The 22,047-nt window shown below is 72.3% G+C and carries 23 protein-coding genes; 14 read left to right on the top strand and 9 right to left on the bottom strand.

What is annotated here, in order from left to right; all coding sequences use genetic code 11:
• Positions 1 to 27 precede the first annotated feature (27 nt).
• The gene (locus GTW43_RS14720; protein ID WP_161302294.1) at positions 28 to 1,824 is read right to left on the bottom strand and encodes an AMP-dependent synthetase/ligase; all 1,797 of its coding nucleotides are present in this window, start codon (positions 1,822 to 1,824) and stop codon (positions 28 to 30) included.
• A gap of 284 nt (positions 1,825 to 2,108) precedes the next feature.
• Here GTW43_RS14720 and GTW43_RS14715 point away from each other — a divergent pair, with 284 nt between their 5' ends.
• The 6 genes from GTW43_RS14715 (at position 2,109) to GTW43_RS14690 (ending at position 6,981) form a co-directional block, all read left to right on the top strand.
• Entirely contained in the window at positions 2,109 to 2,870 is a 762-nt protein-coding gene (locus tag GTW43_RS14715) for a metallophosphoesterase (protein ID WP_161302292.1), read from the top strand.
• A gap of 101 nt (positions 2,871 to 2,971) precedes the next feature.
• On the top strand, positions 2,972 to 3,418 hold the full coding sequence (locus GTW43_RS14710) for an SRPBCC family protein (RefSeq protein WP_161302291.1): 447 nt from the start codon (positions 2,972 to 2,974) through the stop codon (positions 3,416 to 3,418).
• A gap of 53 nt (positions 3,419 to 3,471) precedes the next feature.
• Complete coding sequence (locus GTW43_RS14705; protein WP_161302289.1) at positions 3,472 to 4,569, top strand: ArsA family ATPase; 1,098 nt, start codon at positions 3,472 to 3,474, stop codon at positions 4,567 to 4,569.
• A gap of 68 nt (positions 4,570 to 4,637) precedes the next feature.
• Complete coding sequence (locus GTW43_RS14700) at positions 4,638 to 5,105, top strand: DUF5304 domain-containing protein (protein WP_161302287.1); 468 nt, start codon at positions 4,638 to 4,640, stop codon at positions 5,103 to 5,105.
• Between the two features lie 66 nt (positions 5,106 to 5,171).
• Positions 5,172 to 6,125 (top strand): ROK family glucokinase, encoded by a 954-nt coding sequence (locus tag GTW43_RS14695; protein WP_161302286.1) that lies wholly within the window; start codon positions 5,172 to 5,174, stop codon positions 6,123 to 6,125.
• 73 nt (positions 6,126 to 6,198) lie between these two features.
• On the top strand, positions 6,199 to 6,981 hold the full coding sequence (locus tag GTW43_RS14690; protein ID WP_161302284.1) for an endonuclease/exonuclease/phosphatase family protein: 783 nt from the start codon (positions 6,199 to 6,201) through the stop codon (positions 6,979 to 6,981).
• Positions 6,982 to 7,011: 30 nt separating this feature from the next.
• On the opposite strand, the gene GTW43_RS14685 is transcribed toward GTW43_RS14690, so the two are convergent.
• From GTW43_RS14685 to GTW43_RS14675, 3 genes are all read right to left on the bottom strand, one after another.
• A complete protein-coding gene (locus GTW43_RS14685) occupies positions 7,012 to 7,626 on the bottom strand; it encodes a dihydrofolate reductase family protein (protein WP_161302282.1) in 615 nt (204 codons plus the stop codon).
• Positions 7,627 to 7,679: 53 nt separating this feature from the next.
• Positions 7,680 to 8,225, bottom strand: coding sequence for a hypothetical protein (locus tag GTW43_RS14680; protein ID WP_237536603.1), 546 nt, complete (start codon positions 8,223 to 8,225; stop codon positions 7,680 to 7,682).
• Positions 8,226 to 8,352: 127 nt separating this feature from the next.
• Entirely contained in the window at positions 8,353 to 9,153 is an 801-nt protein-coding gene (locus tag GTW43_RS14675; RefSeq protein ID WP_161302323.1) for an alpha/beta fold hydrolase, read from the bottom strand.
• 207 nt (positions 9,154 to 9,360) lie between these two features.
• Here GTW43_RS14675 and GTW43_RS14670 point away from each other — a divergent pair, with 207 nt between their 5' ends.
• From GTW43_RS14670 to GTW43_RS14650, 5 genes are read left to right on the top strand one after another with little or no spacing between them, the layout of a single operon-like run.
• Positions 9,361 to 10,107: a lysophospholipid acyltransferase family protein gene (locus tag GTW43_RS14670; protein ID WP_161302321.1), complete on the top strand. Its 747-nt coding sequence runs from the start codon at positions 9,361 to 9,363 to the stop codon at positions 10,105 to 10,107.
• Positions 10,108 to 10,135: 28 nt separating this feature from the next.
• Positions 10,136 to 11,347, top strand: a complete 1,212-nt coding sequence (locus GTW43_RS14665; protein WP_343246007.1) for a DUF5931 domain-containing protein — start codon at positions 10,136 to 10,138, stop codon at positions 11,345 to 11,347.
• A gap of 58 nt (positions 11,348 to 11,405) precedes the next feature.
• On the top strand, positions 11,406 to 12,104 hold the full coding sequence (locus tag GTW43_RS14660) for a response regulator transcription factor (RefSeq protein ID WP_237536601.1): 699 nt from the start codon (positions 11,406 to 11,408) through the stop codon (positions 12,102 to 12,104).
• A 52-nt stretch (positions 12,105 to 12,156) separates the two neighbouring features.
• Positions 12,157 to 13,185, top strand: coding sequence for a 6-phosphofructokinase (locus tag GTW43_RS14655; protein ID WP_161302278.1), 1,029 nt, complete (start codon positions 12,157 to 12,159; stop codon positions 13,183 to 13,185).
• 42 nt (positions 13,186 to 13,227) lie between these two features.
• Positions 13,228 to 14,238 (top strand): 2-hydroxyacid dehydrogenase, encoded by a 1,011-nt coding sequence (locus tag GTW43_RS14650; protein ID WP_161302277.1) that lies wholly within the window; start codon positions 13,228 to 13,230, stop codon positions 14,236 to 14,238.
• Here the strand turns inward: GTW43_RS14650 and GTW43_RS14645 are convergent.
• Complete coding sequence (locus tag GTW43_RS14645; protein WP_161302315.1) at positions 14,187 to 16,079, bottom strand: anthranilate synthase family protein; 1,893 nt, start codon at positions 16,077 to 16,079, stop codon at positions 14,187 to 14,189. The genes GTW43_RS14650 and GTW43_RS14645 overlap by 52 nt on opposite strands.
• A 326-nt stretch (positions 16,080 to 16,405) precedes the next feature.
• Between GTW43_RS14645 and GTW43_RS14640 the strand changes: the two genes are divergently transcribed.
• Both GTW43_RS14640 and GTW43_RS14635 read left to right on the top strand, forming a co-directional pair.
• Complete coding sequence (locus tag GTW43_RS14640) at positions 16,406 to 17,758, top strand: 3-deoxy-7-phosphoheptulonate synthase class II (protein WP_161302276.1); 1,353 nt, start codon at positions 16,406 to 16,408, stop codon at positions 17,756 to 17,758.
• A gap of 157 nt (positions 17,759 to 17,915) precedes the next feature.
• Positions 17,916 to 18,155 (top strand): (2Fe-2S)-binding protein, encoded by a 240-nt coding sequence (locus GTW43_RS14635; RefSeq protein WP_161302274.1) that lies wholly within the window; start codon positions 17,916 to 17,918, stop codon positions 18,153 to 18,155.
• A gap of 39 nt (positions 18,156 to 18,194) precedes the next feature.
• Here the strand turns inward: GTW43_RS14635 and bfr are convergent, their stop codons facing one another.
• On the bottom strand, positions 18,195 to 18,674 hold the full coding sequence (gene bfr, locus GTW43_RS14630) for a bacterioferritin (protein WP_161302273.1): 480 nt from the start codon (positions 18,672 to 18,674) through the stop codon (positions 18,195 to 18,197).
• A gap of 172 nt (positions 18,675 to 18,846) precedes the next feature.
• Here bfr and GTW43_RS14625 point away from each other — a divergent pair, with 172 nt between their 5' ends.
• The gene (locus GTW43_RS14625) at positions 18,847 to 19,479 is read left to right on the top strand and encodes a sulfite oxidase-like oxidoreductase (protein WP_161302271.1); all 633 of its coding nucleotides are present in this window, start codon (positions 18,847 to 18,849) and stop codon (positions 19,477 to 19,479) included.
• Between the two features lie 58 nt (positions 19,480 to 19,537).
• Here GTW43_RS14625 and GTW43_RS14620 read toward each other — a convergent pair whose 3' ends face one another.
• From GTW43_RS14620 to GTW43_RS14610, 3 genes are all read right to left on the bottom strand, one after another.
• On the bottom strand, positions 19,538 to 20,056 hold the full coding sequence (locus GTW43_RS14620) for a DUF4396 domain-containing protein (protein ID WP_161302269.1): 519 nt from the start codon (positions 20,054 to 20,056) through the stop codon (positions 19,538 to 19,540).
• Between the two features lie 116 nt (positions 20,057 to 20,172).
• A complete protein-coding gene (locus tag GTW43_RS14615; RefSeq protein ID WP_161302313.1) occupies positions 20,173 to 21,081 on the bottom strand; it encodes a deoxyribonuclease IV in 909 nt (302 codons plus the stop codon).
• A 63-nt stretch (positions 21,082 to 21,144) separates the two neighbouring features.
• On the bottom strand, positions 21,145 to 22,047 hold a 903-nt coding region (locus tag GTW43_RS14610; protein ID WP_161302267.1), incomplete at its 5' end, for a Stk1 family PASTA domain-containing Ser/Thr kinase.

Here is a 22,047-nt window from a genome sequence, read left to right as displayed (position 1 = left end):
AAGTACCCGCTACGGCGCGAAGGCGCGTCAGCCCCGGTAGATCGCCTCGATCTCCTCGGCGTAGTCCTTCGCCACAACGTTCCGCTTGAGCTTCAGCGACGGCGTGAGGTGCCCCGAGTCCTCCGTGAACTGCGCCCCGAGCACCCGGAACTTGCGCACGGACTCCGCCTTGGACACCGCCGCGTTCCCGTCGTCCACCGCGCTCTGGATCGCGGCCAGCAGATCCGGGTCGTCGCGCAGGGACGCCACACTCGCGCCGGCCGGCTTCCCGTGGTCCTCGGCCCACTTGCCGAGGAACTCCTCGTCGATGGTGACGAGCGCGCCGACGAACGGCCGGCCGTCGCCGACGACCATGCACTCGGCGACGAGCGCGTGCGCGCGGATGCGGTCCTCGATGACGGCCGGGGCGACGTTCTTGCCGCCCGCCGTCACGATGATCTCCTTCTTGCGGCCGGTGATCCGGAGGTAGCCGTCCTCGTCGAGGGTGCCGATGTCACCGGTGTGGAACCAGCCGTCGGCCAGCGACTCCTCGGTGGCGCCCGCGTTGTTCCAGTAGCCCGTGAACAGGTGCTCGCCGTGCAGCAGCACCTCGCCGTCGTCGGCGATCCGGACGACCGAGCCGGGCAGCGGCTGGCCGACCGTGCCGATCTTCTGGCGGTCCCACGGGTTGAACGCGGTCGCGGCGCAGGACTCGGTCAGGCCGTAGCCCTCGAGGACCGTGAAGCCGATGCCGCGGAAGAAGTGGCCGAGGCGCTCGCCGAGCGGGGCGCCGCCGGAGATCGCGTACTCGCCGCGGCCGCCGAGCACCGCGCGCAGCTTGCTGTAGACCAGCTTGTCGAAGGTCTTGTACTTGACCTTGAGGGCCAGCGAGGGGCCCTTCGGGGTGTCGAGCGCGCGGCTGTACTCGATGGCGGTGTCGGCCGCCTTGTCGAAGATCTTGCCCTTGCCGTCGGCCTGCGCCTTGGCCCGCGCCGAGTTGTAGACCTTCTCGAAGACGCGCGGCACACCGAGGATCAACGTCGGCCGGAACGCGGCGAGTTCGTCCGTCAGGTGCTTGATGTCGGGCGCGTGGCCCAGCTTGATCGGGGCCATCAGCGAGGCGACCTCGACCAGGCGGCCGAAGACGTGCGCGACGGGCAGGAAGAGGAGGACCGAGCACTCGCCGGTCCGGAAGAGCGGCTTGAGGCGCTCCACCACGTTGCCGCACTCGGCGAAGAAGCTGCGGTGGGTGAGCACACAGCCCTTGGGGCGGCCGGTCGTGCCGGAGGTGTAGACGATGGTCGCCGGGTCGTCGGCCTTGGCGATCGCGCTGCGCTCGTCGACGGCCGAGTCGGGCAGGCCGGCGCCGGTCCGGTTCAGCTCCTCGACGCCGCCGGCCTCGATCTGCCAGACGTGGCGCAGCTCGGGCAGCCGGTCGCGGACGGAGGCGACGGCCGCGGCGTGCGCGTCCGACTCGACGAGGATCGCGACGGCGCCGGAGTCGCCCAGGATCCACTGGATCTGCTCGGCGGAGCTCGTCTCGTACACGGGGACGGTGATCGCGCCCGCGCTCCAGATCGCGAAGTCGAGCAGCGTCCACTCGTAGCGCGTGCGGGACATGAGGCCGACCCGGTCGCCGGGCTGCACGCCGGAGGCGATGAGCCCCTTGGCGGCGGCGCGGACCTCGGCCAGGAACTGCACGGACGTGACGTCCTGCCAGGTGCCGCCGATCTTGCGGCCGATGACGGCGACGTCGGGATGCTGCGCGGCGTTTCTGCGGACGATGTCGGTCAGATTGCCGTCGGCAGGGACCTCGTACAAAGCCGGAAGGCTGAACTCGCGCAAGACTGCTGCTCCTCATAGGGCGCCGGCGCCACGACTCTGTGTGCTGCGTCGGTACGGTCCAAGATCGGGCAGGTGCTCATCATGGTTGAACTGAGCACGACTGGACTGCCCGGACGTTACCCATGAGTACAGCCTCTTCGGTAGGGGGTCCAGGCCAGATGTTCGGTGCGTCACACGTCATGGCGGTGCTCTGCGCACAGTAGTCCACCCGCTTCCCGACTCGGAAGTAACCGCAGGTCCGGCGGCCTCTACCCACCTTCGGGCAGGCGTCCTAGGGTGATCGCATGCGCGTTCATGTGGTCAGCGATGTGCACGGAAACTCCACCGACCTCGCACGAGCCGGCGAGGGCGCCGACGCCCTCGTCTGCCTCGGTGACCTGGTCCTCTTCCTGGACTACGCCGATCATTCACGCGGCATTTTTCCCGATCTGTTCGGCAGGGGGAACGCCGACCGCCTCGTCGAGCTGCGCACCGCCCGCCGCTTCGACGAGGCCCGCGCCTTCGGCGCCGAGCTGTGGGCCGGGGTCGACCGGCGGCCCGCCATCGAGCAGGCCGTGCGCAAGCAGTACGCCGAGATGTTCCCCGCCTTCCCCACTCCGACGTACGCGACCTACGGCAACGTCGACATCCCCCAGCTGTGGAGCGAGTACGCCGGACCGGGCACCACGGTCCTCGACGGGCAGCGGGCCGAGATCGGCGGCCGCGTCTTCGGCTTCGTCGGGGGCGGACTGCGCACGCCGATGCGCACGCCCTACGAGATCGACGACGAGGAGTACGCGGCGAAGATCGAGGCCGTCGGCGAGGTCGACGTGCTGTGCACGCACATCCCGCCGGAGGTCCCCGAGCTGGTCTACGACACGGTCGCGCGGCGCTTCGAGCGGGGCAGCAGGGCCCTGCTCGACGCCATCCGCAGGACCCGGCCGCGGTACTCCCTGTTCGGCCACGTCCACCAGCCGCTCACCCGCCGGATGCGGATCGGCGCCACCGAGTGCGTCAACGTCGGACACTTCGCGCGGGGCGGACGGCCCTGGGCCCTGGAGTGGTGACGGCACAGCGGTGACGGCGCCGCCGCCCGCGCGCGATAGCCTTCACGCGCACACACGTAGGCACGGCCGAACCCCTGACCGTTACCGGAGGAGCCACGGCGATGGCGGAACACACCAGCTCGAGCATCACGATCGGGGCGGCACCGGCCGACGTCATGGACGTGATCGCCGACTTCGCCCGCTACCCGGACTGGACGGGCGAGGTGAAGGAGGCGGAGGTCCTGGCGACCGACGACGCCGGCCGCGCCGAGCAGGTCCGGCTCGTCATGGACGCCGGTGCCATCAAGGACGACCAGACCCTGCGGTACACGTGGACCGGCGCCGACGAGGTGTCCTGGACGCTCGTGAAGTCCCAGATGCTCCGCTCCCTCGACGGGTCGTACGCGCTGCGCTCCGTGGGCGACGGCACCGAGGTCACGTACTCGCTGACCGTCGACGTGAAGATCCCCATGCTCGGGATGATCAAGCGCAAGGCCGAGAAGGTCATCATCGACCGCGCCCTCGCCGGCCTGAAGAAGCGGGTCGAGGCAGGCCAGGCCGACCGGTAGGCAGCGCCCGACCGGCGCGGTCCACGGCCCCGTGGGGGCGGTAGCCTCGCGGGATGCGGACTCTCCTTGTTGCCGGGCCCGGTGGCGCCGGGCGGACCACGGTCGCCGTCGCGACGGCCCGGCAGGCCGTGCACGACGGACTGCGGACGCTGCTGATCAGCGCGGACGCCGTGCCGTCGCTGCCCGGGGCGGAGGTGCGGCGGCTGATACCGGCCGACGACTTCCGCGACGACCTGCTCGCCCTCCAGGAGCGGGCCGGCGGCGTCCTCGAGATGCTCGGCGCCGCCCGCCTCGACGCGGACGAGCTGACGCCGCTGCCCGGGAGCACCGAGCTCGCCCTGCTGCGCGCCCTGCGCGACAGCGCCGACGGACCCCACGACCTCGTCGTCGTCGACCTCCCGGCCGGTCCGGCGGCCGTCGCCACGCTCGCCCTGCCCGCACAGCTGCGCCGCTACCTGCGCCGCCTGCTGCCCGCCGAACGCCAGGCGGCCCGCGCCCTGCGCCCCGTCCTCGGCCGCCTCGCCGGGGTCCCGATGCCCGCCGGCTGGCTCTACGAGACCGCGGCCCGCTGGGACGCCGAACTCGCCGCGGCCCAGGACGTCATCGACGCCCCCGGCACCGCCGTGCGCCTCGTCGCCGAGCCCACCGCGGCCGCCGCCGAGTCGCTCCGGGTGACCCGCACCGGGCTCGCCCTGCACGGACTGCCCGTCGAGGCCGTCCTCGCCAACCGCGTCCTGCCCGACGGCTCCACCGACCCCTGGCTGGCCGACGCCGCCGCCCGGCAGCGCAAGGTGATCGCCGGGTGGCGCAGCGCGCACGAGATCGCCCACCTGGGCCGGGACCCCGAGGACGCGCTCCCCGACGTGCCCGCCGCGCGCGAGCCCGGGCCGCGCGCCGACTGGCCCGTCGAGGACCGGATCGCCGAGGACGGCGTCCTGGTCTGGCACATCCCGCTGCCCGGCGCCGTGCGCGAGGAGCTCACCCTGATCCGGCGCGGGGACGAACTCGTCGTCGGCGCCGGACCGTTCCGCCGGATCGTGCCGCTGCCCTCCGCGCCCCGCCGCTGCACGGTCGCCGGGGCCGGACTCGTCGAGGGCGAGCTGCGGGTGCGGTTCGCGCCGGATCCGGACCTGTGGCCCCGGACCCGGTGAACGCGGCGGCTGCGTTCGGGTAACGTCGAAGACACCACAGCCTCAGCTCCCCGTAGGAGTCAGCCGTCATGAGCGACGCCACCGAGCAGCCCGGCCCCCGCGTCGACGCCGACGCCTGGGAGAAGGCCTGCGCCGAGGATCTCGCGGCCGAGAAGGCCCGCCGCCGCGCCGAGCACGGGCCGCAGCCCGGCACCGCCGCCGAGGAGCTGAAGAAGCTCGTCGACGCCGTCGCCGACAAGCTCTCCGGTGTCCAGGCGCCCTTCCTCGGCGCCGTCGCACAGGGCACCGCCGAGCAGGCCGTCAAGCAGGTCGTCCGGCAGGCCAGGTCCGTCGTCGAGCCGGTCATAGAGCGCAATTCCGATGTCTTCGACCACCTCGCCGCCGCCGGCTCCGAGCTGCTCGCCGCCTACCGGTCCGCCGTCGAGGGCCAGGAGTCCCGCTGGACCCAGCGCGGCCAGGAGCCGAGGACGCCGGGCACCCCGCCCCGCGGCCCCGAGGACGAAGCCCCCGGTGGGGAACACATCGACCTGGACTGACCCCGGGCGAGGCCGGGCCCTCAGGTACGGTGGGCCGTAGCGGGGCTCGACCGAACTGAGGGATTCATGGGACTCACCATCGGCGTCGACATCGGCGGCACGAAGATCGCGGCCGGCGTGGTCGACGAGGACGGCAACATCCTCTCCACGTTCAAGGTGCCGACGCCTTCCACGCCGGACGGGATCGTCGACGCCATCGCCTCGGCCGTGGAAGGTGCCAGGGCCGGGCACGAGATCGTCGGCGTGGGCATCGGTGCGGCCGGATACGTCAACCGCCAGCGCTCGACGGTGTACTTCGCGCCGAACATCGACTGGCGCCAGGAGCCGCTCAAGGCGAAGGTCGAGGAGCGCGTCGGCCTCCCGGTCGTCGTGGAGAACGACGCGAACGCGGCCGCCTGGGGCGAGTACAAGTTCGGCGCGGGCAAGGGCCACCGCAACGTCATCTGCATCACGCTCGGCACCGGCCTCGGCGGCGGCATCATCATCGGCAACAAGTTGCGCCGCGGCCACTTCGGCGTCGCCGCCGAGTTCGGCCACATCCGCATGGTGCCGGACGGTCTGCAGTGCGGCTGCGGCTCGCAGGGCTGCTGGGAGCAGTACGCCTCCGGCCGCGCCCTCGTGCGCTACGCGAAGCAGCGGGCCAACGCGACCCCGGAGAACGCGGAGTTCCTGCTCTCCCTCGGCGACGGCACCCCCGAGGGCATCGAGGGCAAGCACATCTCCATGGCCGCCCGGCAGGGCGACGCCGTGGCCGTCGACTCGTACCGTGAGCTGGCCCGCTGGGCGGGCGCCGGTCTCGCCGACCTGGCCTCGCTCTTCGACCCGTCGGCGTTCATCGTCGGCGGCGGCCTCTCGGACGAGGGCGAGCTCGTGCTCGACCCCATCCGCAAGTCGTACAAGCGCTGGCTCGTCGGGGGGAACTGGCGGCCGGTCGCGGACGTCATCGCCGCCCAGCTGGGGAACAAGGCGGGTCTCGTGGGCGCCGCCGACCTGGCCCGGGAGCCCGACCCGATCATGTGAGACCCGAGTCGTCCGCACGACGGTGCCCGTCGTTCCCCCGGGGAGCGGCGGGCACCGGCGTATCTTGATCACCATGCCGACCGACGCCCCGACCGACCCGCTGCCCAACTCCCGTACGGAACCCGACGGTTCCGCCGTGATCCGCGTCCTCAGCTACAACATCCGCTCGATGCGCGACGACCCCGTGGCCCTCGCCCGCGTCATGAAGGCGTGCGCCCCCGACCTCGTCCTGGTCCAGGAGGCCCCGCGCTTCTTCCGCTGGCGCAAGAAGCTCGCCCGGCTCGCCCGCGCCGCCGACCTGGTCGTCCTCTCCGGCGGCGGCAGCGCGGCCGGGCCCGCGCTGCTCTGCTCGCTGCGCGCCACCGTCGAGCGCACCGAGGACGTGCTCCTGCCGCTCACCCCCGGACTCCACCGGCGCGGCTTCGCCACCGCCGTCGTCCGCTTCGGCGGTGCCAGGATCGGCGTCGTCAGCTGCCATCTGAGCCTGCAGAAGGACGAGCGGTACGCCCAGGGCGGGATGCTCCTCGACCGGATCGCCGCGCTCGGCACCGAGCACGCCGTCGCGGGCGGCGACCTCAACGAGCGCCCCGGCGGCCGCACCTTCCGCCGGCTGACCGAGGTCCTGACCGATGCGTGGGCGGCCCGGCCCTGGGGCGGCGAGCACACCTCGACGCCGCAGGACCCGCACCAGCGCATCGACGCCATCCTGACCACCGGGGGCATCGAGGTGCTCGGCTGCGGCGTGCCCGGCTTCCTCGACCGGGGCGAGCTGTGCGCGGCCACCGACCATCTGCCCGTCCTCGCCGCGCTCCGGGTCCCCGCGGCGGCCGGCGCCGCAGGTGAGGCCGGGTCGTAGCGCAGGTCAGGTCGTCGCTCAGGTCGTCGCTCAGGTCACGTCGTAGGTCAGATGCGTCGCCGTCGACGTCACCAGCACGCTCCGCTGGACCAGCGCGCGCGGCACTGCGCCGGTGAACAGCGGGGTGCCGCCGCCCAGCACGACCGGCGACAGATGCAGCGAGAGGACGTCGACCAGCCCGGCGTCCAGCGCCGAGCGGACCGTGGCGCCGCCCCCCATGATCAGGACGTCGAGCTCCCGGCCGGACGCCGCGGAGGCGGCCTCGGCACGCTCGCGCGCGAAGGCGACCGCGTCCGCCGGGCCCGTCGACACGAACGTCCAGTCCAGGTCCGTCAGCCGCACCGACGGCGGCGGCGTGCCGGTCAGGACGACGAAGGACGGCCTGCCGGCCTCGCGGGCTCCGTAGCCCACCTCGTCGTTCCAGCCGTCCGGGCCGTCGACCACGTCGAACAGCCGCCGGCCCATGATCACGGCGCCGGAGCGGGCGGTCGTCTCGCTCAGCACCCGGCGGTCCTCCGCGTCGTCGGAGAACGCCCAGGTGTGCAGGCCCTCTCCGCCGGTGCCGAGACCGCTCTCGGGGCCCGGATCGGGGCCGGTGACGAAGTTGTCGAGCGAGACCGAGATGTCAGCGATGATCTGCGTCATACCAGGGCAGACCGGCGCCGCCCGGCAGACTCATCGCCCCCGGCGGCACCGGCTCACACGACGGCGCCGCGCCCCGGGTCGTCGTCCTCGTCGTCACCCGGCTGCATCCGGGCCACCAGCGTGGCGAAGCCGCCCAGGAAGCCGCCGATGCACAGCGTCGCCAGCCACCACGTCATGTCCCAGCCGAGCAGCACCGAGACCAGCAGCAGCACGGGCCCGCCGACCACGGCCAGCCAGGCGAACCGCGACGTCACGTCCGCCTCCGGGAGCGGCGGCGGCTCGGGCGGCACGAAATGCCCCTCGTCGTCCTCGTCGAGGTCGTCGTCCGAGGCCTCGCGCGCCGTGTAGTCGCGCGGGCCGGGCGTCGCCGCGACGCCCGGGGCGAAGGACACCGAGGAGCCCAGCGGCCCCTTGGCGGACCGGCCCGCGGCGTCGTCCGGCTCGTCGGCGGACGTCTCGTCCCGCCCGCTCTGCTCCGGGTCCGGGAGGGCCAGGTCCTCGATCGACCTGAACGGCCTGGCGCCCGGCGGGTCCGGCGGCTCCGCCCCGTACCCGGCGACGATCTGCTCCCACACCGCGTCCTCGTCGGTGGGCAGCAGCGGATCGCGGGCCGGCTCCGGCGGCGGCTGCTCGCCGCCCCGGTCCGCCGCCCGCGCCTCCGAGGCCCCCGCCTCGGGCTCGCGGCTCTCGCCGCCGTCCGGGCTCTCGGGCTCCCGCCGCTCCTGCTCAGCCACCGCTGGCCGTCCCTTCCACGCCGCCCGCTGCGGAGCTCTCGTCGACACCGGACGCGAGCCGGTCGATGAACGCGAGGCTCTCCTCGGCGATCCGGTCCGCGTCATGGTCCAACGTCGCCACGTGGTAGCTCTGTTCCAGCAGGATCTCGGTGACGTCGCGGGACGAGACCCGGCCGAGGACCCGGGCCGAGTCGGCGGGCGGCACCACGTGGTCCTGCGTGCTGTGCAGCACCATGAGCGGCTGCGTGACCTGCGGCAGCTCGCGGTCGACGATCCGGAAGAAGTTCCTCAGCTGGTGCGCGGCGTGCAGCGGCACCCGGTCGTAGCCCACCTCGACCGAGCCCTCCTTGGCGATGTCCGAGGCGATGCCGGGGATCGTGCGGACGACGTGCCGCACGACCGGGAGGGCGTGCGCGGCGGCGCCGTGCACCTTGTTCCCCGGGTTCACGAGGACCAGGCCGGCCACCGCGTCCCCGTGCCGGGCGGCCAGCCGCAGGGCCAGCGCGCCGCCCATGGACAGACCGCACACGAACACCTGCGTACAGCGCTCGGCCAGCTCGCCGAGGGCCCGGTCCACCTCCGCGTACCAGTCCTGCCAGCCCGTGATGGCGAGGTCCTCCCACCGGGTGCCGTGGCCCGGCAGCAGCGGGAGCGAGACGGTCAGGCCGTGCTCGGCGAGCCGCTCCGCCCAGGGGCGCAGCGACTGCGGGGATCCGGTGAAGCCGTGACAGAGGAGGACGCCTACCTCGCCGCCTTCGTGGCGGTACGGCTCGGCTCCAGGGAGGACCGGCACCATCGGTCTCCTGTTCGTGAAAGGGGGGCGGGGGAGGACTCCGGAGTGCGCGCGTGCACTTCACCGTACGCGACCGGACCGACACCGACCAGGGTCGTCGGGGCCCGGGACGGCCTCGCGGGTTAAGGTCTGATCCTCGGTCTGATTCTCGGACTGATCGGCGGCCCGCCGGGGCCCGGTCCGAGTGCGAGGGAAGGCAGTGGGTTGATCTACGGCGCAATGAAGGTGGCCATCGGGGGGCCGCTGAAGCTCGGCTTCCGGCCGTGGGTGGAAGGCCTGGAGAACATCCCCGCCGAGGGCCCCGCGATCCTGGCCAGCAACCACCTGTCCTTCTCGGACTCGTTCTTCCTGCCGGCCGTGCTCGACCGCAAGGTCACCTTCATCGCGAAGGCCGAGTACTTCACCACGCCCGGGGTCAAGGGCAAGCTCACGGCCGCGTTCTTCAAGGGCGTCGGCCAGCTGCCCGTGGACCGCTCCGGCTCGCGCGGCGCCGGTGAGGCCGCCGTCAAGAGCGGGATCGACGTCCTGGAGCGCGGCGAGCTGTTCGGCATCTACCCCGAGGGCACCCGCTCGCCCGACGGCAGGCTCTACCGGGGCAAGCCGGGCGGCCTCGCGCGCGTGGCGCTCGCCACCGGCGCGCCCGTGATCCCCGTCGCCATGATCGACACGGAGAAGATCCAGCCCCCGGGCAAGGTCGTCCCCAAGCTCATGCGCCCCGGCATCCGCATCGGCGAGCCGCTCGACTTCAGCCGGTACCAGGGCATGGAGGCCGACCGGTTCGTGCTGCGCGCGGTCACCGACGAGGTCATGTACGAGATCATGAAGCTCTCCGGCCAGGAGTACGTCGACATGTACGCGACCGCCGCCAAGCGGCAGCTCGCGGAGGCGGAGAAGGCCGAGAAGGAAGCCAAGAAGGACGAGAAGGACGCCAAGAAGGAGCGGAGCGGCTCGTAGGGGCGCACCGGCGGGGGTGGGGGAGACGGTGAACACGACCCGGCGCGAGCGCGTCGTGCGGATGTCGGTCGAGCAGCCGCTGTGGCGCGCCCTCATGGGGTACCGCGTCCTGACCATGCTGTACGCGATCGGGCTCTTCGCCTCCGCGTACGAGGTCTACGAGCGGCCCTGGGTCGCGATCGGCTTCTTCGTCGTCCTCGCCGTGTGGACGCTGGCGACGCTGCCCCAGGTCTCCGGCGCCCGGCGCTGCACCAAGCGCTTCCTGACCGCCGACCTGACGATCGCGGTCGTCGGCATCCTGCTCTCCCCGGTCGCCGGGCACGACCGGGCCGTCACCGGCGGCTCGACGCTCCCGTCGATCTGGACCGCGGGCGCCGTCCTGGCCTGGGCGGTCAAGGGCGGCTGGCGCTGGGCGGCCTCGGCGTCCCTGCTGATCGGCGTGGCCAACGTGATCCAGCGCGGCGCCGTCAGCCGCTCCACGATCCACAACGTGCTGCTGGTCTGCATCGCCTCGATAGCGATCGGCTACGTGGTCGAGGTGGCCCGCGCCTCCGAGCGCACCCTCGCCCGCGCCCTGGAGATCGAGGCCGCGACCCGCGAGCGCGAGCGCCTCGCCCGGGACATCCACGACAGCGTCCTCCAGGTGCTCGCCATGGTGCAGCGGCGCGGCTCCGCCCTGGGCGGCGAGGCCGCCGAGCTCGGCCGGCTCGCCGGTGAGCAGGAGATCGCGCTGCGCACCCTGGTGGCGGGCGGGCTCACCGCGTCCCATGCCTCGGAGGACGCGGCCCAGGGCGCGGTGGTGCGGGTGCTCGAGGACCCGGGCGAGGAAGGCGCCGCCGGGGACGCCGGGGGCCCGCGCGACCTGCGGCCGATGCTCGCCGGGCACGCGAACGCCCGCGTCACGTTCTCGGAGCCGGGCGCCCCGGTGCTGATGGCGCCCGGCGCGGCCCGCGAACTGGCTGCGGCGGTGAGCGCGGCCCTGGACAATGTGCGGCGGCACGCGGGCGAGGAGGCGCACGCCTGGATCCTCGTCGAGGACGAGCCCGGCGCGGTGGTGGTGACGGTGCGGGACGACGGCCCCGGCATCCCCGAGGGCCGGCTGGTGCAGGCCGAGGGCGAGGGGCGGCTCGGCGTCGCCCAGTCGATCCGCGGCCGGCTGCGCGACATCGGCGGCACCGCCGAGCTGATCTCCGTCCCCGGCCAGGGCACCGAGGTCGAGCTGACGGTACCGAAGAGCTGACCGCACAGAAGCAGAGGTGAACGGCATGGACGGCACGGGGGAAGGCAGGACCGCAGCGATGAGTGAACAGCAGCGACAGCAGCAGGACGACGGGCCCGCGATCAAGGTCATGGTCGTCGACGACCACCCGATGTGGCGCGACGCCGTCGCCCGCGACCTGGCCGGGGCCGGCTTCGACGTCGTCGCCACCGCGGGCGACGGCGACCAGGCGGTGCGCCGCGCCCGCGCCGCCGGGCCCGACGTCCTCGTCCTGGACCTGAACCTGCCGGCCAAGCCCGGTGTCCAGGTCTGCAAGGAGCTCGTGGGTGCCGACCCCGGGCTGCGGGTCCTCGTGCTGTCCGCGAGCGGCGAGCACGCCGACGTCCTGGAGGCGGTCAAGTCCGGCGCGACCGGCTACCTCCTCAAGTCCGCCTCCACCGGTGAACTGGTCGACGCCGTGCGCCGCACCGCGGCCGGCGACCCCGTCTTCACCCCGGGCCTCGCGGGCCTCGTCCTCGGCGAGTACCGCCGGCTCGCCTCCGAGCCCGCGCCCGCCGCGGGGGCCGACGAGCCCAAGGCGCCCCAGCTCACCGAGCGCGAGACCGAGGTGCTGCGGCTCGTCGCCAAGGGCCTGAGCTACAAGCAGATCGCCGAGCGCCTCGTCATCTCCCACCGCACGGTCCAGAACCACGTGCAGAACACCCTCGGCAAGCTCCAGCTGCACAACCGCGTCGAGCTCGTCCGGTACGCCATCGAGCGGGGTCTGGACGACGCGTGACCCCGCGCGGGACAGTGGTGTGAACCACCCACCGTGACAAGGGAGTTACGCGATGAGGGTCGGAGTACTCACCGGTGGCGGCGACTGCCCCGGGCTCAATGCCGTCATCCGGGGCATCGTCCGCAAGGGGGTCCAGGAGTACGGCTACGACTTCGTCGGTTTCCGCGACGGCTGGCGCGGGCCCCTGGAGAACGCCACTGTCCGCCTCGACATCCCGGCCGTCCGGGGCATCCTGCCCCGCGGCGGCACCATCCTCGGCTCCTCCCGCACCAATCCGCTGAAGGCCCCCGACGGCATCCGCCGCGTCAAGGACAGCCTTGCCAAGCAGGAGGTCGACGCGCTCGTCGCGATCGGCGGCGAGGACACCCTCGGCGTCGCCGCCGAACTCTGCGACACGTACGGCGTCCCGGTCGTGGGCGTCCCGAAGACCATCGACAACGACCTGTCCGCGACCGACTACACCTTCGGCTTCGACACCGCCGTCGGCATCGCCACCGAGGCCATCGACCGGCTGCACACCACCGCCGAGTCCCACATGCGGGTCCTCGTCGTCGAGGTCATGGGCCGGCACGCGGGCTGGATCGCGCTGCACTCGGGCCTGGCCGGCGGGGCCAACGTCATCCTCATCCCCGAGCAGCGTTTCGACGTGGAACAGGTCTGCACGTGGGTCACGTCCCGCTTCCGCGCCTCGTACGCCCCGATCGTGGTCGTCGCCGAGGGCGCGATGCCCCGCGACGGCGACGCGGTCCTCAAGGACGAGTCGCTCGACTCCTTCGGCCACGTGCGGCTGTCGGGCGTCGGCGAGTGGCTCGCGAAACAGATCGAGAAGCGCACCGGCAAGGAGGCCCGCACCACGGTCCTCGGCCACGTCCAGCGCGGCGGCACCCCGTCCGCCTTCGACCGCTGGCTGGCCACCCGCTTCGGCCTGCACGCGATCGACGCGGTCCGGGACGGCGACTTCGGCACGATGGTCGCCCTGCGCGGCACCGACATCGTCCGTGTCCCGATCACCGACGCGACCTCCCGCCTCAAGACGGTCGACCCGGCCCTGTACGAGGAGGTCGGTGTCTTCTTCGGCTGAGCCCGGCGCGCCGAAGCGGGCACCCGGCCCTAAACTCCAGCCATGGAGATCCTCGCATTCGGCGTCCAATCGGATGAAAAGCCCCTGATGGAGAAGGCGTTCGCGGGGCACCCCGGGACCGGCACCGAGGTGCGCTGCCTGGACGTGTTCCTCAACGAGGACACCGCGCCCATCGCCTCGGGCTACGAGATCGTCTCCACCAGCGTCAACGCCAGTCTGAACAACCGCGTCCTGCAGACCCTCGCGGCCGGCGGCACGCAGATGATCGCCCAGCGCTCGACGGGCTTCAACAACATCGACCTGGAGGTCGCCGAGCGCCTCGGGCTCACCGTCGCCCGGGTCTCGTACTACTCGCCGTACTCGGTCGCCGAGTTCGCCTGGACCCTCGCCATGGCCGTCAACCGCCGCATCGTCCGGGCCAGCAACCGCACCCGCGACTTCGACTTCCGGCTCGACGGACTGATGGGCCGCGACCTGCGCGGCCGCACCGTCGGCGTGCTCGGCACCGGCAAGATCGGCGCCGCGTTCACCAGGATCGCGCACGGCTTCGGGATGAACCTGCTCGGCTGGGACGTCGCCGAGAACCCGGAGTGCCTGGAGCTCGGCATGAAGTACGTCGACAAGGAGCGGCTGTTCGCCGAGGCCGACCTCATCAGCCTGCACGTCCCGCTGCTCCCGTCCACCGAGCACATCGTCGGCGCCGCCGCGCTGCGCACCATGAAGGACGACGCGATCCTGGTGAACTCCAGCCGCGGCGGCCTCGTCGACACCAAGGCCCTCGTCGCCGAGCTGCGCGAGGGCCGCTTCACGGGCGTGGGCCTCGACGTGTACGAGGCCGAGGCGGGCCTGTTCTTCCTCGACAAGTCGCTCGACGTCGTCGAGGACGACACCCTGGCCCGCCTGGTCACCTTCCCCAACGTGCTGGTCACGTCCCACCAGGCGTACTACACGGCGGACGCCGTCGGCCAGATCATCGACACCACCGTGCAGAACGTGCTCGACTACCGCGCGGGCCGCCGCTCCGAGAACGTGCTGGTGCCCGCCGCCACCTGAGCGAGCAGCTCCCGGACGATCCCCGCCCCGCGCAGCGACAGCACCGACTCCGGGTGGAACTGGACGCCCGCGAAGCCGGGCCCGCGCAGCGCGTGCACCTCGCCGGTCCGCGCGTCCCGGGCGATCTCCACCCCGTGCGCGGCCAGCTCGTGCGCGGCCTCGTCGTCGCAGCGCGCCACGAAACTGTTGTAGAACCCGGCCGTCTCGGTCCGCCCGAACAGGTCCACGTCGACCTGCGCGCCCTGGTACGGCACCTCCTTGCGCACGATCTCCAGGCCGAGCTCCACCGCGAGCAGCTCGTGCCCGAGGCAGACGCCGAGCACCCCGTACCGGTGGTCCCGCAGCACGTCGGCGGCGAGCGAGCGCAGGAAGCGCATCTTCGGATCGGCCGTGTCGGCCGGGTCGCCCGGCCCCGGTCCGAGCACGACGGGCCCCTCGTGCGCCCGCACGGCCTCGCGCAGCCCCGCCTCGTCGTAGCGCCGCACCGTGACGTCGAGCCCCGACGAGCGCAGCACATGGGCGAGCATCGCGGTGAACGTGTCCTCGCCGTCGACGACCAGCGCATGCCCGGACAGCTCGCCCGAGCGCTGCTGCATCCGCAGCCAGAACGGCGCGAGGGCCGCGCGGCGCCCGTCCAGCGCCGCCCGCACCCGAGGATCGTCGGCGAGCGCGGGCCGCGTGCCCTCCGCCCGGGGCCGCGCCGGCCGCACCCCGAGAGCGGCGAGCACCCCGGCCGCCTTGGCGTGCGTCTCGGCGACCTCGCCCGCCGGGTCGGAGCCGCGCACCAGCGTCGCGCCGACCGGCACCCGCAACCGCCCGCCCGCGTCGATGTCGGCCGTGCGGATCAGGATGGGCGAGTCGAGCGTCTGGGCCCCGCCCGCGTCCCGCCCGATCAGGGCGAGCGCGCCCGCGTAGTAGCCGCGCCCGCCGGACTCGTACCGCTCGATGACCCGGCAGGCGTTCTGCACGGGCGAACCGGTGACGGTCGCCGCGAACATGGTCTCCTTCAGCACCTCCCGCACGTCGAGCGTCGACTTCCCGCGCAGCTCGTACTCGGTGTGGGCGAGGTGCGCCATCTCCTTCAGGCGCGGGCCGACGACGACGCCGCCCATGTCGCCGACGGTGCACATCATCTTGAGCTCCTCGTCGACGACCATCGACAGCTCCTCGATCTCCTTGCCGTCGGCGAGGAAGTCCAGCAGGTCGTCGGCGGTCGGCCCGGCCGCCGGGTACCGGTACGTACCGCTGATCGGGTTCATCACGACCGTGCCGCCGGACATCCGCACGTGCACCTCGGGGCTCGCCCCGACCAGCGTCCGGTCCCCGGTGTGCACGACGAACGTCCAGTACGCGCCCCGCTCGCCGTCGAGCAGCCGCCGGAACAGCGCCAGTGCGTCGGCCCGCGAGAACCCGGGGATCTCGCCCTCGTACGTCCGCCTGATCACGAAGTTCGCGCCCTCGCCGCGCCCGATCTCGTCCCGCAGCACCCGCCCGACGATCTCCGCGTACGTGTCGTCGTCGACGTCGAAGCCGCCGCCCCGCACGTCCACGGCGTGCCGCGGCAGCTGGTCGAGGGCCTCGTCGAGCGGGATCTCGTAGGTCTCCTCGGGGCGCAGCACGGTCAGCGGGGTGCCGTCGTCGCGGACGTCGAAGCCGCGCTCCCTGATCTGCCGGAACGGGACGAGCGCGAGGCCCTCGGGGACGTCGGCGAGCCGCTCGTACGTGCCGGTCCCGCCGATCAGGACCTCGACCACGTCACCTCCCGCGGCGGCACGGCCGGGGGTGCGGCGGCGGAGCAGGGCGAAGGGGCGGTCGTCGGCGAGCAGGTCGTGCAGGTTCAGGAGGTTCTGGCTCATGGGCTGTCCTTCCGGAGCGCTTCAGGAGAGCGGGGGTTCGGGAGGAACAGCCGGTGCCGGTGCCGCAACACTCGAAAACACGGAAGGCCGCCCCTCGGGCGGCCTTCGCGGACTCGGGTACGCGCAGTCAGTGGGCCGCCGGATGTGCGGTCCACCACCAGGTGCGGTGCAGAAGCTGCGCGAACATGGACGTCACCGTACCCGAACTCCGGGCCGTCCGGGGCGCCGCCCGCCCGCTCTCGTGTGAACCGGCCGTCTCAAAAGATGAGCGGCGGAATGGACGGTCGGCGCGACCCCGTAATGTTGTCGAGGTGACCGTGAACGCTAAGACCAGCGCAAGCGCTGGCAACACCTGGCGAGACCTGCCCGCGGCGCAGCAGCCCGAGTACCCGGATGCCGAGGCTCTGCGCGATGTGATCGCCGAGCTCGAGACGTATCCGCCGCTGGTCTTCGCCGGTGAGTGCGACCAGCTGCGCGCCCGGATGGGAGCCGTCGCCCGTGGCGAGGCGTTCCTGCTCCAGGGCGGCGACTGCGCCGAGGCCTTCGACGCCGTCAGCGCGGATCACATCCGGGCGAAGCTCAAGACGCTCCTGCAGATGAGCGCCGTCCTCACGTACGCGGCCTCCGTGCCCGTCGTGAAGGTCGGCCGCATCGCGGGCCAGTACTCCAAGCCGCGCTCCAAGGGGACCGAGACCCGCGACGGCGTGACCCTGCCGACCTACCGCGGCGACTCCGTCAACGGCTTCGACTTCACCGAGGCCGCCCGCGTCCCGGACCCCGAGCGCCTGAAGCGGATGTACAACGCGTCCGCCTCGACGCTCAACCTGGTGCGCGCCTTCACCACCGGTGGCTACGCCGACCTGCGCCAGGTGCACGCCTGGAACCAGGACTTCGTGAAGTCGTCCCCCTCGGGCCAGCGCTACGAGCAGCTGGCGCGCGAGATCGACAACGCGCTGAACTTCATGCGCGCCTGCGGCACCGACCCTGCCGAGTTCCAGGCCGTCGAGTTCTACTCCTCGCACGAGGCGCTGCTGCTCGACTACGAGTCGGCCCTGACCCGCGTCGACTCGCGCACGGGCAACCTGTACGACGTGTCCGGCCACATGGTCTGGATCGGTGAGCGCACCCGTCAGCTCGACCACGCGCACATCGAGTTCGCCTCCAAGATCCGCAACCCGATCGGCATCAAGCTCGGCCCGACGACGACGGCCGAGGAGGCGCTCCAGTACATCGAGCGCCTCGACCCCGACCGCGAGCCCGGCCGGCTGACCTTCATCGTCCGCATGGGCGCCGACAAGGTCCGCGACAAGCTGCCCGAGCTGGTCGAGAAGGTCACCGCCTCCGGCGCGACCGTCGCCTGGATCACCGACCCGATGCACGGCAACACGTACGAGGCGGCCTCGGGCCACAAGACCCGCCGCTTCGACGACGTGCTCGACGAGGTCAAGGGCTTCTTCGAGGTCCACAAGGAGCTCGGCACCCACCCGGGCGGCATCCACGTCGAGCTCACCGGTGACGACGTCACCGAGTGCGTGGGCGGCGGCGACGAGATCTTCGTCGACGACCTGCACCAGCGCTACGAGACGGCCTGCGACCCGCGGCTCAACCGCAGCCAGTCGCTCGACCTGGCCTTCCTGGTGGCGGAGATGTACCGCGACCAGTAGGACCCGGAGCATCGCCACATGTGCCGTGGGGCGCGGATCACAGCGATCCGCGCCCCACGGCACTTTTGCGCTCCCGGCCCTCCGGGTAAGGTTAGGTAAGCCTCACCGATCCACGGGACGGCGCCATCGACGAGTCCCGACCGGGAGGTGAACCCGCGTGTACGTCTGCAACTGTTTCGGAGTCACCGAGGCGCAGGTCAAGCGGCACGCGGAGGACGGCGCCTGCACCCCCCGCCAGATCGCGTCGGCCTGCAAGGCCGGCACCGACTGCGGCTCGTGCGTGCGGCGCATCCAGGCGCTGCTCGGCCGGGGCGCGTGCCCCCGCCGCGAGCTCGTCGACCAGGGAGGCAGCGCGGTCGCGCTCGCCCCGCAGGCCGAGCTGCCCGAGGCGGCCTGAGGCGGCCTGAGTCGGTCTGGGTCGGCTTCCCGGCTGTGGTCAGCTCTCCGGCTGCTCGATGACCTGGGCGAGATAGAGCGGCTCGCCGAGCTTCTCCACCAGCTCCAGCTGCGTGTCCAGGTAGTCGATGTGGTGCTCCTCGTCCTCGAGGATCGACTCGAAGATGTTCGCGGACGTGATGTCGCCCTTCGCGCGCATCACCTCGATGCCCCGCTTCAGCCGGTCGATGGCCTCGACCTCGATCTGCCGGTCCGCCTGGAACATCTCCGTGACCGACTGCCCGACCCGGACGTGGAAGAGCCGCTGGTAGTTGGGCAGCCCGTCCAGGAACAGGATCCGGTCGGTGAGCACCTCCGCGTGCTTCATCTCGTCGATCGACTCGGAGCGCGTGTACTTCGCGAGCTTCGTCCAGCCGAAGTTCTCCTGCATCTTGGCGTGCAGGAAGTACTGGTTGATGGCCGTGAGCTCGGCCGTCAGCTGCTCGTTGAGAAATTCGATGACCTCGGGGTCGCCCTGCATCGCAGAGGCTCCTTCCAAGCGGTGACTGGGCAGGTCCGCGCATCCTTGCACTGGCGCCGAAACGCGTCCAGTAAGTGCACGCTTAGTAGGAGTTGCCCGGATCCATGATCGACTGCGGTCGTCGGGCGCCGTGTGGTCATGGCCACTGCCCGGGGTCTGTCAGGATGGAGGCATGGGTCATCCGGTGGGTCGCGAGTCTGGGGGAGCAGTGCAACCGGAGCTTCCGCCGGGGCAGCGCCTCCAGCGCGGCTGGCCCGTCACGCACTACGGGCCCGTGCCCAAGTTCCGGCCCGAGCGCTGGGAGTTCAGGGTCTTCGGATCGACGGCCGACGGCGACAAGCACTGCTGGAACCACGAGGAGTTCTCCGCTCTGCCGTACGCGACGGTCGTGGGCGACCTGCACTGCGTGACGAAGTTCAGCATGCTCGGCGCCGAATGGGGCGGTGTGCGCGCCTCCACGATCCTCGACCTCGCCCCGCCCGCCCCCGGCGTCACCCATGTCATGGTCTGGGCCGAGTACGGCTTCAGCTCGAACCTGCGGCTGGCCGACTTCGCGGACGAGCGCACCATCTTCGCCACGCACAAGGGTGGCGAGCTGCTCACCGCCGAGCACGGCTTCCCGCTGCGCCTCGTCGTCCCGCACCTGTACGCCTGGAAAGGGCCGAAGTGGGTGCGCGGCGTCGAGTACATGACCGCGGACCGGCGCGGCTTCTGGGAGGAGCGCGGGTACCACAACGTGGGTGATCCGTGGCGCGAGCAGCGCTACTCCTACCAGGAAGAGCCCGGGGAAGGCCCCGAGCTCTAGCCTGACCACCTCTGGCCTGTCCTGGCCGGGGCCTGACCGGTCCTGCTGCCGCGCGTGGTCAGTGGTGGTACTGGTGCACCACCGCGTGCCCCTTGCCGCGGCCGATCATCCAGCGGTTCACCGGCGTCGTGACGGCGAAGGCGAGCGCGAGGGACGCGGCCAGCGCGCCCCAGAACAGGCCGTCCGACAGGTGCGCGTCCATGGCGTCCGGCCACAGGGCGATCACGCCGTTGTCGATCAGTTCCATGACCGCGATCGACAGGGTGTCCGCGGCGAGCGCGACCCGGAAGGCTGCCTTGAGGTCCAGGCCCGCCTTGAGTACACCGCGCAGGGTGAGCGAGTAGCCGAAGAGGAACGCGAGCGCGATCGCGAGGACCATCGTCGGCAGGTTGCCCCAGCCGAGTGCGGTGCCGACGACCATGCCGAGCACCTCGCCGATGGCGCAGCCGATGAGGCAGTGCAGCGTCGCCTGCGCGGCCGTGGCCCAGCTGACCCGCCCCGTGCCGCCGTGGCCCGGCCCGTGGTGCTCGTGCCCGTGCGCGCTGTGGTCGTGGCCGGCGTGCGTCCCGTGCTGCATGGTTCCCCCAGTGTCCGGAGCGGTTCCTGCCGACAGTGTGAACCATATACCCCCTGGGGGTATTCCCGTCTCCTGTTCTTCCGTTCTCCGGCGCGCTTCTCTTCTGTGTGACCGCCCTAGCCGCGGAGCTTCTTGAGGCGGGCCACGTCCGCCGCGTGCCCCTCCTTGCCGCCCGGCGTCTCGATGATCAGCGGCACGCCCGCCGTCGCCGGATGAGCCATGAGCGCACGGAACGGCTCGGCACCGATGTGACCCGAGCCGATGTTCTCGTGCCGGTCCTTGTGGGCGCCCACGACGTCCTTGGAGTCGTTGGCGTGGATCAGCTTCAGACGGCCCTCGCCGACCGTCTCCACCAGGAGGTCCAGGGTCTGCCGCATGCCGTGCGCGCCCGTCAGGTCGTGGCCCGCGGCGAAGATGTGGCAGGTGTCGAGACAGACGCCCAGCTTGGGATGGCGGTCCAGGGCGTCGAAGTACGGGCCGAAGTCCCAGGTGCGCGAGCACAGCGAGAAGCCCTGGCCCGCCGTCGACTCGAGCAGCAGGAACGGGTCGTCGTCGTGGGTCAGCTCGTCCAGCAGCGGCAGCATCCGCTCACGCACCTGCGCCAGCGCCGTCTCGCGCGGCCGGCCGCCGGTCGCCGAGCCGGTGTGCACGACGACGCCGAGCGCGCCGATCGCCCGGGCCCGGCGCAGCGAGTGCCGCAGCGAGTCCACGGACCGGTCCACGGTCGCCTCGGTGTGCGAGCCGAAGTTGATCAGGTACGGCGCGTGGACGTACGCGGGGACGCCGTCCTCGGCGCACTGCGCGCGGAACGCCTCGTCCTGCTTCGGGTTCCCCGCCGGTGTGGCCCAGCCGCGCGGGTTGGCGACGAAGACCTGGACCGTCTCGGCGGCCAGCTCGCGCGCGTAGGCCAGGCCTGTCGAGGCCAGCCCTCCGGCCACCGGCACATGGCCGCCGACCGGATTGCGGAGGGTGACGCCCGGTGCGGTCGCGTCGCGGACACTGCTCGGGCCGCGCGTGTTCGGCACGGTGCTGCTGCTCTTCACCGGGCCAAGGGTGTCACGCGCCCGTGCGGTGCCCGACAGCGCGGTTCAGCGGATGGTGATCGTGATCTCCGAGCCCTTCGGGGCGTCGTCGCCGCCCTCGACCGACTGGCTCTTCACCGTGTCACCGAACAGGCCCAGGATGCCGCGGTCGTCCTTGACCTCGAAGCCCGCCGACTCCAGCTTGTCGTGCGCCTCGTCGACCTTCAGGCCCGTGACGTCCGGGACCTCGACCATGGGCGGGCCCTTGGAGATCGTCAGCTTCACCTTGTCGCCCTCGGCCAGCTCCCCGTCGTGCGGTGACTGCGCGGCCACATCGCCCTTGTCCTCGTCGGACTGGACGCGCTGCGGCGCGATCTCCGCCCGCAGTCCGGCCTCCTCCAGCTCCGCGACCGCGTCCTGCTGGGACTCGCCCGTGACGTCCGGGACGTCGATCGGCGCGCCCCGGGACACCACGAGCGCCACCGCGGTGCCCGCGTCACGGGTCGTGCCCGCCTCGGGGTCGGTGCTGATGACGGCCCCCTTGGCGATCTCCTCGCTGAACGCCTTCGTGACCATCCCGGCCGCCAGGCCGCGCCCCTTCAGGTCGCTGCGCGCGGTGGCGAGCGGCGTGCCCTTCAGGTCGGGCACCTTCACGGTCTTCGGGCCCTTGGAGACGGTCAGCGTCACCGTGCCGTCGTCCCGGATCCGGGCGCCCGGCTCGGGGTCGGTGGCCATGACCGTGCCGCGGTCGTACGTGCTGCTGTACGCGAAGCGGGTCGTGCCCGCCTGCAGCCCCGCGTCCTCCAGCCGCTGCTCCGCCTGCGCCTGCGTCTTCGTCAGGAGCGCGGGCACCTTCGTGAACTGGCCCGAGTTGATGTACCAGACGCCCGTGCCGACACCCAGCACGAGCAGGACCACCGCGACGACCGCCAGCAGGCCGCGCCGCGGGGCCCGGATGCCGCCGGCGGT

The sequence above is a fragment of the Streptomyces sp. SID5785 genome (genome assembly GCF_009870065.1).
Lineage (GTDB): Bacteria > Actinomycetota > Actinomycetes > Streptomycetales > Streptomycetaceae > Streptomyces.
Note: the sequence above shows the minus strand (reverse complement) of the source record. Positions and strands in the feature narration are given on the sequence as shown.